Origin of the sequence: Streptomyces sp. NPDC006655 (assembly GCF_040703965.1) — a bacterium.
Taxonomy (GTDB): Bacteria; Actinomycetota; Actinomycetes; order Streptomycetales; family Streptomycetaceae; genus Streptomyces.
On record NZ_JBEYJU010000169.1, the window covers coordinates 1 to 9761 of the forward strand.

12 protein-coding genes are annotated in these 9761 nt (G+C 70.7%); 6 read left to right on the forward strand and 6 right to left on the reverse strand.

Going from position 1 to position 9761, the window contains the following annotated elements:
* Positions 1-124 precede the first annotated feature (124 nt).
* The 5 genes from mqnE to AB0958_RS42955 form a co-directional block, all read right to left on the reverse strand.
* Positions 125-1288, reverse strand: a complete 1164-nt coding sequence (gene mqnE / locus AB0958_RS42935; RefSeq protein WP_366895925.1) for an aminofutalosine synthase MqnE — start codon at positions 1286-1288, stop codon at positions 125-127.
* 51 nt (positions 1289-1339) lie between these two features.
* The gene (locus AB0958_RS42940) at positions 1340-1795 is read right to left on the reverse strand and encodes an Lrp/AsnC family transcriptional regulator (protein ID WP_073901832.1); all 456 of its coding nucleotides are present in this window, start codon (positions 1793-1795) and stop codon (positions 1340-1342) included.
* A 59-nt stretch (positions 1796-1854) separates the two neighbouring features.
* Complete coding sequence (locus AB0958_RS42945; RefSeq protein ID WP_366895926.1) at positions 1855-2502, reverse strand: UbiX family flavin prenyltransferase; 648 nt, start codon at positions 2500-2502, stop codon at positions 1855-1857.
* Positions 2503-2673: 171 nt separating this feature from the next.
* Positions 2674-3576 (reverse strand): menaquinone biosynthesis prenyltransferase MqnP, encoded by a 903-nt coding sequence (gene mqnP / locus AB0958_RS42950; RefSeq protein WP_366895927.1) that lies wholly within the window; start codon positions 3574-3576, stop codon positions 2674-2676.
* Positions 3573-5030, reverse strand: coding sequence for a menaquinone biosynthesis decarboxylase (locus AB0958_RS42955; RefSeq protein ID WP_366895928.1), 1458 nt, complete (start codon positions 5028-5030; stop codon positions 3573-3575). Before AB0958_RS42955 ends, mqnP begins: the two co-directional genes overlap by 4 nt.
* Before the next feature lie 64 nt (positions 5031-5094).
* Between AB0958_RS42955 and AB0958_RS42960 the strand changes: the two genes are divergently transcribed.
* From AB0958_RS42960 to AB0958_RS42970, 3 genes are all read left to right on the forward strand, one after another.
* Positions 5095-5652 (forward strand): TlpA disulfide reductase family protein, encoded by a 558-nt coding sequence (locus AB0958_RS42960; RefSeq protein ID WP_366895929.1) that lies wholly within the window; start codon positions 5095-5097, stop codon positions 5650-5652.
* A gap of 79 nt (positions 5653-5731) precedes the next feature.
* The gene (locus AB0958_RS42965; protein ID WP_366895930.1) at positions 5732-5998 is read left to right on the forward strand and encodes a PLD nuclease N-terminal domain-containing protein; all 267 of its coding nucleotides are present in this window, start codon (positions 5732-5734) and stop codon (positions 5996-5998) included.
* A gap of 12 nt (positions 5999-6010) precedes the next feature.
* A complete protein-coding gene (locus AB0958_RS42970; RefSeq protein ID WP_366895931.1) occupies positions 6011-6631 on the forward strand; it encodes an ATP-binding protein in 621 nt (206 codons plus the stop codon).
* On the opposite strand, the gene AB0958_RS42975 is transcribed toward AB0958_RS42970, so the two are convergent.
* Complete coding sequence (locus tag AB0958_RS42975; RefSeq protein ID WP_366895932.1) at positions 6628-6978, reverse strand: helix-turn-helix domain-containing protein; 351 nt, start codon at positions 6976-6978, stop codon at positions 6628-6630. The genes AB0958_RS42970 and AB0958_RS42975 overlap by 4 nt on opposite strands.
* 133 nt (positions 6979-7111) lie before the next feature.
* On the opposite strand from AB0958_RS42975, the gene AB0958_RS42980 reads away from it, so the two are divergent.
* From AB0958_RS42980 to AB0958_RS42990, 3 genes are all read left to right on the forward strand, one after another.
* Complete coding sequence (locus tag AB0958_RS42980) at positions 7112-7762, forward strand: NAD(P)H-dependent oxidoreductase (protein WP_366895933.1); 651 nt, start codon at positions 7112-7114, stop codon at positions 7760-7762.
* Positions 7763-7875: 113 nt separating this feature from the next.
* On the forward strand, positions 7876-8118 hold the full coding sequence (locus AB0958_RS42985) for a chaplin (RefSeq protein WP_366895934.1): 243 nt from the start codon (positions 7876-7878) through the stop codon (positions 8116-8118).
* 148 nt (positions 8119-8266) lie between these two features.
* Entirely contained in the window at positions 8267-9661 is a 1395-nt protein-coding gene (locus AB0958_RS42990; protein ID WP_366895935.1) for a cytosine permease, read from the forward strand.
* Positions 9662-9761 lie beyond the last annotated feature (100 nt).

Sequence of the window (9761 nt, forward strand, 5' to 3'; positions counted from 1 at the left end):
GGGCGCTGGGGGTCCCCCCGGCCGACTTTTAGGGGCGCTGGGGGTCCCCCCGGCCGAAGGCTGGGGGAGGAACTGCGCGACAAGCCCCCACGCTCCCGCACCCGAAAGCGCACCGTCGGTCCGCTCAGACCCGCATCGGCTGGGGGGACTCCCTGCGGGCCGGGTCCGGGCCGTCGTACTCGCGGATGATCTCGTAGCGGGTGTTGCGCTCCACCGGGCGGAAGCCCGCGTCGCGGATGAGGTCGAGGAGGTCCTCGCGGGTCAGCTTGTTCGGCGTGCCGTAGTTGTCCGCGTCGTGAGTGATCTTGTACTCGACCACCGAGCCGTCCATGTCGTCGGCCCCGTGCTGGAGCGCCAACTGCGCCGTCTGCACGCCGTGCATGACCCAGAAGACCTTCACGTGCGGGACGTTGTCGAACAGCAGGCGCGACACCGCGAAGGTCTTCAGGGCCTCCGCGCCCGTCGCCATCTGGGTGCGGGCCTGGAGGCGGTTGCGTACCTTGCCGTCCTTCATGTCCACGAAGTCGTGCTGGTAGCGCAGCGGGATGAAGACCTGGAAACCGCCGGTCTCGTCCTGGAGCTCACGCAGGCGCAGCACGTGGTCGACGCGGTGGCGGGGCTCCTCGATGTGGCCGTACAGCATGGTGCACGGGGTCTTCAGACCCTTCTCGTGCGCCAGGCGGTGGATCCGCGACCAGTCCTCCCAGTGGGTGCGGTGGTCCACGATGTGCTGCCGGACCTCCCAGTCGAAGATCTCCGCACCGCCGCCGGTCAGGGACTCCAGACCCGCGTCGATCAGCTCGTCGAGGATCTCGGAGGCGGACAGCCCGGAGATCGTCTCGAAGTGGTGGATCTCCGTGGCCGTGAACGCCTTCAGCGAGACGTTCGGCAGCGCCGCCTTGAGTTCCCTGAGCGAGCGCGGGTAGTAGCGCCACGGCAGGTTCGGGTGCAGGCCGTTCACGATGTGGAGCTCGGTGAGGTTCTCGCCCTCCATCGCCTTCGCGAGCTTCACCGCCTCCTCGATGCGCATCGTGTACGCGTCCTTCTCGCCCGGCTTGCGCTGGAACGAGCAGTACGCGCAGGACGCCGTGCACACGTTCGTCATGTTGAGGTGGCGGTTGACGTTGAAGTGGACGACGTCACCGTTCTTGCGGGTGCGCACCTCGTGGGCGAGGCCGCCCAGCCAGGCCAGGTCGTCCGACTCGTACAGCGCGATGCCGTCCTCGCGGGTCAGCCGCTCACCGCCCCTGACCTTCTCCTCCAGCTCACGCTTGAGCCCGACGTCCATTCCCACACCTTTCTCGCAAGACTCCCCCGGAAGACTCTGACAACCGTACGGCTAGACCTCTTCGGGCAGTTCCCCGACCCGGTTCTCCCACTTCGTGGACAGCACGATCGTGGTACGGGTCCGGGACACGCCCTTCGTGCCGGACAGCCGCCGGATGGTCTTCTCCAGGCCGTCGACGTCCGTGGACCGCACCTTGAGCATGAACGAGTCGTCGCCGGCGATGAACCAGCAGTCCTCGATCTCCGGCAGGTCCCGCAGCCGCTGGGCCACGTCCTCGTGGTCCGCCGCGTCGGAGAGGGAGATGCCGATCAGCGCGATCACGCCGAGCCCGAGCGAGGCCGCGTTCACGGTCGCCCGGTAACCGGTGATGACCCCGGCCGCCTCCAGCCGGTTGATGCGGTCGGTGACGCTGGGTCCCGAGAGTCCGACGAGACGGCCCAGCTCAGCGTACGAGGCCCGGCCGTTCTCCCTCAGGGCCTGGATGAGCTGCCTGTCCACGGCGTCCATGCGATCGAAGCCTTCCGCTGAAAGTTCCGGAGTGGATGAGAGATGGTGCTGAGGTACCGCTACTTGCCCGCGCCGCCGCCGAGGTCGCCCTCCCAGCGGCGGTAGAGCCGGTGCCCGACGCCCGCGGCGTCCAGGACGCGTCCGGCGACGAAGTCGACCAGGTCCTGGATGTGGGTGGCACCCGCGTAGAAGGCAGGTGAGGCGGGGACGACGACCGCCCCCAGGTCGTCCAGGGTGACGAGGTGGCGCAGGGTCTGGCCGCCCAGGGGGGTCTCGCGGACGGCCACGACGAGCGGGCGGCGCTCCTTGAGGGTGACGGAGGCCGTCCGCTGGAGCAGGTCCTTGGAGAGCCCGAGGGCGACCCCGGCGACGGCGGCGGTGGACGCCGGCACGATCAGCATGCCCTTGGCCGGGTACGACCCGGAGGACGGCCCGGCGGCCAGGTCACCGGCGCTCCAGTACCGCACCCGCGTCAGGTCGGTCTCGAAGGTGCCCGGCTTGCCGTCGGCGCCCCGCGCCAGCCACTCCCCCAGGTCCTGGCGCCAGTGCGCGTCCCGGAAGGAGATCCCGGTCTCGTCCAGCAGCGTGAGCCGTGAGGCCCGGCTGACCACCAGGTCGACGCTCTCCCCCGCGTCCAGCAGGGCTCGCAGTACGGCGGCGGCATAGGGCGTACCGGACGCACCGGACACCCCCACGATCCAAGGCACGCGCTGCGTTTCTCCTGCGTTCACACCTTGAGCGTACCGGCGCGCCGACCGAGGCTCAGGCGGGGTGGGGCGCCTCGGGGTCGACGCGGAGACGGGAGGTGTCCACCGTGCGGCTGCCGAGCGGGGTCCCACGGTGTGCCGAGGTGCCCCCCTCGTACTCATTGCGGACGTTCAGACGGTCAGACCCCGCACCAGGAGATCCAGCAGCGCGCACACGAACAGGGCAATCCCGATGAACCCGTTGACGCTGAAGAAGGCGCGGTTGAGGCGGGAGAGGTCGTGCGGGCGGACGATGGAGTGCTCGTAGAGGAAGGCGCCGGCCACGATCACCAGGCCCAGCCAGAAGAAGACGCCCGCGTGCGTCTCCACCGCATACCAGACGAACAGGGCCGTGACGATCGCGTGGCAGACCCGTGCCGCCCGGATCGCCGCCGGGATGCCGAAGCGGGCCGGGACCGACATGACGCCGATCTCGCGGTCGGTCTCGACGTCCTGGCAGGCGTAGATCAGGTCGAAGCCGCCGATCCAGACGCCCACGGCGAGGCCCAGGATCACCGCGTCCCAGGACCACTCGCCGGTGACCGCGAGCCAGCCGCCGATCGGGCCCATGGCCTGGGCGAGGCCGAGGATGGCCTGCGGGAAGTTCGTGAACCGCTTGCCGTAGGGGTAGACGACCATCGGGATCACCGCGACCGGCGCGAGCGCCAGGCACAGGGGGTTGAGCAGGGCCGCCGAGCCGAGGAAGACGGCCACCGCGATCAGCGCACCGGTCCAGGCGTGCCTCACGCTCATCGCGCCGGTGACCAGCTCGCGGTGGGCGGTGCGCGGGTTCCGGGCGTCGATCTCGCGGTCGATGATCCGGTTGACCGCCATCGCGAACGTCCGCAGGCCGACCATGCAGACGGTGACCAGGAGCAGCCGGCCCCAGTGGATGTTCCGGTCCAGCTCGAACATCGCGGTCAGCGTGGCGATGTACGCGAAGGGCAGCGCGAAGACCGAGTGCTCGATCATCACCAGGCGGAGGAACGCCTTGGTGCGTCCCGGCTGCGGGAGTGCTGCGGAGGCGGAGCTCACAGGCCGTACTCCTTCCAGCGGCGGTCGACCTTCGCCGCCGTGTCCGGGTCCGAAAGGACCATGTCCGGCCAGCCGCCGTCCCTGGTGTAGCCCTCCTCGGGCCATTTCCGCGTCGCGTCGATGCCCGCCTTGCCGCCCCAGAACTGCTGGTAGGAGGCGTGGTCGAGGTGGTCGACCGGGCCTTCGACGACGGTGAGGTCGCGGGCGTAGTCGGTGTTGCCGAGGGCCCGCCAGGAGACCTCGTGCAGGTCGTGCACGTCGCAGTCGGAGTCGACGACCACGATCAGCTTGGTGAGGGACATCATGTGCGCCCCCCAGACGGCGTGCATGACCTTCTGCGCGTGCTTCGGGTACTTCTTGTCGATCGAGACGATCGCGCAGTTGTGGAAGCCGCCGGACTCGGGGAGGTGGTAGTCCACGATGTCCGGGACGATGATCTTCAGGAGGGGGAGGAAGAAGCGCTCCGTGGCGCGGCCGAGCGGGCCGTCCTCCGTCGGGGGGCGGCCGACGACGATCGACTGGAGCAGGGGGCGGCGGCGCATCGTCACGCAGTCGATGGTCAGCGCCGGGAAGGGTTCCTGCGGGGTGTAGAAGCCGGTGTGGTCGCCGAAGGGGCCCTCCGGCAGCATCTCGCCCGGCTCCAGCCAGCCCTCCAGGACGACCTCCGCCTGCGCCGGGACCTGGAGCGGGACGGTCTTGCAGTCGACCATCTCGATCCGCTTGCCCGCGATGAACCCGGCGAACAGGTACTCGTCGATGTCGCCGGGCAGGGGTGCGGTGGAGGCGTAGGTCACGGCGGGCGGGCAGCCGAAGGCGATCGCGACCGGCAGACGCTCGCCGCGCCGCGCCGCCACCTGGTAGTGGTTGCGGCTGTCCTTGTGGATCTGCCAGTGCATGCCGATGGTGCGCCGGTCGTGGCGCTGGAGGCGGTACAGACCCAGGTTCCGGATCCCGCTCTCCGGGTCCTTGGTGTGGGTGAGCCCGAGGTTGAAGAAGGAGCCGCCGTCCTGCGGCCAGGTGAACAGGGCCGGCAGCTGGTCCAGGTCCACCTCGTCGCCCTTCAGGACGACCTCCTGCACGGGCGCGCTGTCGGACTTCACCTTCTTCGGCGGTACGTGCGCCATCGCGCCGAGCTTGCCGAACGCCTCCCGCACCCCGACGAACCCGTGCGGGAGTTCGGGGCGCAGCAGCCCGCCGATCTTCTCGGAGATCTCGCCGTACGACTTCAGGCCGAGGGCCTTCAGCAGCCTGCGGTCGGTGCCGAAGACGTTCATCGCCAGCGGCATGGCGGAGCCGCGGACGTTCTCGAAGAGGAGCGCCGGGCCGCCGGCCTTCTGGACCCGGTCGACGATCTCCCCGACCTCCAGGTACGGGTCGACCTCGGCCTTGACACGCTTGAGGTCTCCCTCGCGCTCCAGTGCCCGGAGCAGGGAGCGAAGATCGTCGTAAGCCATGTGTCCCAGTATCGGCCACCCGGGGTGCGGGCCGGGTCACCGCCCCCTGGGATACTCGTCGGCCGTGACAGTCCACCGCTGGTTACCGCTGCTCGCCCTGCTGATCGCCGTCCCGTCGGCCGCGTGCTCGCCCCCGCGGGAGTCCGGGGCCTCTCCCGTCTCCCCGCTGGTCCGGGTGGCGGCCGCCGACCGGCGGACCGCCCCCGACCTCACCGGCGACGACCTGGACGGCCGTCCGGTCCGGCTCGCCGACTACCGGGGCAAGGTCGTCGTGCTGAACGTCTGGGCGTCCTGGTGCGGTCCCTGCCGGGCCGAGGCGCCCGAACTGTCGCACGCGCAGCGGGAGCTGGCGGCCGAGGGCGTCCAGGTGCTCGGCGTGAACATGGACGCCCGGCGGGAGAAGGGGCGGGCGTTCCAGGAGGAGCACCGGCTGTCCTACCCGAGCCTGCACGATCCCGCGAGCCGTCAGCTGCTCCGCCTGCCCAGGGGGTACAAGGCGCAGGCGCTGCCGTACACCCTCTTCGTGGACCGGGACGGAAAGATCGCCGCGCGGTACCTGAGCCCGCTCACCGCGGCCGCCGTCCGGACGGCCGTCGCACCGCTGCTCGCCGGGAGGCACTGAGCCGCGGGGGTTCGAGGAGGGCGACCGGCATGCCCGTGCCCAGGGTCCCGGGCGGCACCCACCCGCTACCCTGGCCGCCATGCTCAGGTATCTGCCTTTCCTGCTGGTCCTCGCGCTGTGGATCTACGCCTTCGTGGACTGCCTGAACACCCCCGAGGACGAGGTGCGCGTGCTGCCGAAACTGGCGTGGGTGGTGGTCATCCTGGTCTTCGGGGAGGTCCTGGTCGGCCCGGTGGCCTGGCTCGTCGCAGGGAAGACACGCCAGCCCCGCGAGCGGTGGGTCGCGCCGGACGACAACCCGGAGTTCCTGAAGTCCCTGAACCCGGACGACCCACGCACGGACTGAGACCGGGCGCACATGGACGGAACAAGGGCTTCCTGGGTCAACACCACGCACGACTGGTCGGGCGCCGTGGACGCGGACCACCTCTCCCGCATCCGTCAGGACCCGGCGCTGTTCGCTCCCGGCGGGCCGGAGCACCTGGTTCTCGAGGTCGTCGCGTATGCCGCCGACGAGGCGGCGAGCCGGGGCGGCGGACGGTGTCTGGTCACGCTGCACACCGACGGCTCCGTGTCGGTGGCGGACGACGGACGAGGCACCGACACACGGGTCGACGAACACGGCCAGGTGGTGAAGAAGCCCGTCATGGCCACGAAGGACCTGCGCTTCTTCGACCACCCGGAAACCGAACGGCTTCCGGACGGACACCCGCGCCGCGGCATGTCCGTCGTCGCCGCGCTGAGCACATGGCTGATCCACACCAATCGCCGCCTCGACGGCTCCTGGACCCAGCGCTACGAGCACGGCGTCCCGGTGACCGGCCTGGAACCCGTCGAGGCCGACGGGACCACGGGAACCAGCGTCCGGTTCCTCCCGGACGGCTCGCCGCGTCCGCGGTATTCGTCGACCACGGCCGAGGTGACCCGATGGTCCGCCCACTGGCCCCACCTGACGGTCCGGCTCACGGCGGGTGACTAACAGGGGCTCTCCGGCAGGTGTTCCTTTGCCCAGTCGCCGAGTTCTCTGAGGGAGGGTTCGAGGGCCGCGCCCGCCGGGGTCAGGCGGTAGGCGACGCGCAGCGGCGGGCCCTCGTCGACCTCGCGCAGGACGAGCCCCGCGGCGCCGAGTTCGGCCAGGCGGTCGGAGAGCATGCGTTCGCTGATACCGGGGATGGCGCGGCGCAGGCTGGCGAAGTAGGCCGGCCGGTCCATCAGGACGGACAGGATCGGGCCGTTCCAGCGCTTGCCGAGCACCTGGAAGACGCGCGTGATGCCGACGTCCACACCTTGGCACCGTTCCGGGTCATGGGCCTGCTCCACCGACATGGGATCAGGGTACAGCCCCACCCCGGCCGAGGGCTGAGAAAAAGTAAGTACCTGTGCTATCTATAGTTCAGTACCAATCCTCAGCCCCCGCGGCCTCACGTAGGACCGCTGTCCTGTTTGTCTGGAGTGCCCCATGGCCACCCTTCTCCACGTCGACTCCTCGCTCCTCCCCGGCGAGATGTCCGCCTCCCGCGCCGTCACCAACGCGTTCCGCGCGGCCTGGCAGGAGCAGCACCCCGACGGCACGGTGATCTACCGCGACCTGGCGGCGGACCCGGTGCCGCACATCACCGCGGCCACCCACCTCGCCGGTTTCACCGACCCCGCCACGCACTCCCCCGAGCAGGCCGAGGCCTTCGCGGCCCGCGTGCGGCTGATCGAGGAGCTGGAGCAGGCGGACGCGGTGCTCATCGGCGCCCCGATGTACAACTTCACGATCCCCTCGACGCTCAAGGCATGGCTGGACAACGTGGTGCTGATCGGCCGCACGGGCGGTGAGAACCCGTCCGCGAAGGGCACCCCGGTCACCGTCGTGGCCAGCCGTGGCGGCTCGTACGCGCCGGGCACCCCGCGTGAACCGTTCGAGTACGTGCAGAACTACCTGACCGCGCTGCTCGGCGAAGCGCTCGCCATGGACGTCGACTTCATCGTGCCCGAGCTGACCATGGCCCCGCAGAACGCGGCGATGGCCGAGCTGGTGCCGCTCTACGAGGCGTCCCGCGACCGCGCCCTCCAGGAGGCGGCCACCAAGGCGAAGAACCTCGCGGAACGCCTGGCCGCGTAGGGCACCGGGCTCTCGGCGCGGGGCCGTTGCACCGATCGGCCCAGCAGCGCATGCGGGTTCGGCGGTGGGCGGTTGTGATGGACGCGTTCCCATCCGACCCCCAGGAGGCAGTCATGCGCATCCGTTCCCTCGCCGTCACCGGCGCCGTCGCCGCGGCCCTCGCCCTCGGCGGCACCACCGCCGCCTTCGCCGACAACGGCGCCGACGCCAGCGGCACCGCGTCCAACAGCCCGGGCGTGTTGTCGGGCAACGTCGTCGAGGTCCCGGTCGGCATCCCGATCGCCGTCTGCGGCGACAGCATCGACGTCATCGGCCTGCTCAACCCCGCGGCCGGCAACACCTGCACCAACGGCTGACCCGGCCGCGGGCACCGCCAGAGGACTTCCGGAGGACGACGCGCCCTCCGGAACTTCTCTGTGCGTGCAGGTTGTACGCCGGCGGGCCGTCCGAAACGGACAGTGCGCCCCTGGGCCGCAGCGAGGGCGAACCCGACACTTACCTCGTATGACGACAGCTCCCGCCGGTTCCACCACCAGTATCGCCCCCGCGTACGGCGACCGGGTCATCGCCGTGGAGGCGGCGGGCTCGGAGCCGATCCCCGACGCCGAACGCCACGGCGGCCCGCTCCAGTTGCTGTGGACCTGGGCCTCTCCCAACATCGAGTTCGCGACCGTCTACATCGGCGTGATCGCGGTCCTCTTCTTCGGCCTCGACTTCTGGACGGCGACCGCCGCGATCCTGCTGGGCACCGCGCTCGGCGCCCTCACCCAGGGCGTACTGTCGCTGGACGGCCCGCGGTTCGGCGTCCCGCAGATGGTGATCGGCCGCTTCTCCTTCGGCCGCCTCGGCAACATCCTGCCCGCCGCCGCCAACGGCCTGCTCGCGGGCGTCGGCTGGTTCGCGGTGAACAGCGTGAGCGCGGCCTTCGCCCTGAACACCCTGACCGGCCTGCGCCCCCTCCCCTCCCTCCTGCTCGTCGTGGTGGCGGAGATCCTGATCGGCTTCATCGGCCACAACTTCGTGCACACCTTCGAGAAGTACGCGTTCCCGGCGCTCGCGGTCGTCTTCCTGCTCGCCGGGGTGTGGACGTTCAAGGACGCCGACCTCGGCGGCGGCGGCTCCGGCGGCGGCGTCGGCGGCTTCCTGCTCGCGTTCAGCGCCGCCTGGGGGTACGCGGCCGGCTGGAACCCGTACGCCGCCGACTACGCACGCTATCTGCCGCGCACGGCGAACAAGGCGCGGACCGTCCTGTGGCCGGCCGTCGGCCTGTTCGTGTCCGTCTCGGTCGTCGCCGTCATCGGCGCGGCCTCGGCCACCCTCGCCGCTCCGAAGGACGCCACCCCGACGGCGGCCTTCACCGGTCACCTGCCCGGCTGGCTGGGCGACCTGGTGCTGATCGCCATCATGCTCGGCGGGATCTCGGCGAACGCCCTCAACGTGTACTCCGGAGCGATCTCCATCGCCTCCTTCGGCCTGCGGCTGCCCACCTGGCTCAGCCGCAGCGCGCTGGTCGTGGTGTCGGGCGTCGCCGGTACGGCGGCGGCCTGGGCCTCACTGGACGACGCAGGCGCGGCGTACGAGGCGTTCCTGCTGGTCATCGCGTACTGGGTGGCGCCCTGGCTGGGCGTGGTCCTGGTGGAGCGGTGGTTCCGGGGCCGCACCGCGACCGACGAGGAGCTGGCCGCCCGGCTGACCGACCGCTCCTTCACCAATTGGCCGGGACTCGCGTCCCTGTTGGCGGGCGTGGCGGTCTCCGTCCCGCTCTTCTCCAACCAGGAGGACTACGTGGGATACGTCCCGGAGCACTGGCCGTCCTTCGGCGACATCACCCCCCTGGTCGGCTTCACGGTGAGCGCCCTCCTGTACACGGCCCTGCGCGCACGCGCCCGGAACGCCTAGGGGCCCTTCTGATGGATCTCCGTGGGAGAAGGAGCGGCGTTCGGTGCGTGCGATCGGCGTGCGGGGTGGCGGGCCAGGTGGCTCCGCCACCTGGCCCGCC

Bases quoted from the DNA above. Each gene is read 5' to 3' on its own strand.
- mqnE (WP_366895925.1), bottom strand. From the start codon at position 1,288: ATGGACGTCGGGCTCAAGCGTGAGCTGGAGGAGAAGGTCAGGGGCGGT.
- AB0958_RS42940 (WP_073901832.1), bottom strand. From the start codon at position 1,795: ATGGACGCCGTGGACAGGCAGCTCATCCAGGCCCTGAGGGAGAACGGC.
- AB0958_RS42955 (WP_366895928.1), bottom strand. From the start codon at position 5,030: ATGGCTTACGACGATCTTCGCTCCCTGCTCCGGGCACTGGAGCGCGAG.
- AB0958_RS42965 (WP_366895930.1), top strand. From the start codon at position 5,732: ATGCTCAGGTATCTGCCTTTCCTGCTGGTCCTCGCGCTGTGGATCTAC.
- AB0958_RS42970 (WP_366895931.1), top strand. From the start codon at position 6,011: ATGGACGGAACAAGGGCTTCCTGGGTCAACACCACGCACGACTGGTCG.
- AB0958_RS42975 (WP_366895932.1), bottom strand. From the start codon at position 6,978: ATGTCGGTGGAGCAGGCCCATGACCCGGAACGGTGCCAAGGTGTGGAC.
- AB0958_RS42980 (WP_366895933.1), top strand. From the start codon at position 7,112: ATGGCCACCCTTCTCCACGTCGACTCCTCGCTCCTCCCCGGCGAGATG.
- AB0958_RS42985 (WP_366895934.1), top strand. From the start codon at position 7,876: ATGCGCATCCGTTCCCTCGCCGTCACCGGCGCCGTCGCCGCGGCCCTC.
- AB0958_RS42990 (WP_366895935.1), top strand. From the start codon at position 8,267: ATGACGACAGCTCCCGCCGGTTCCACCACCAGTATCGCCCCCGCGTAC.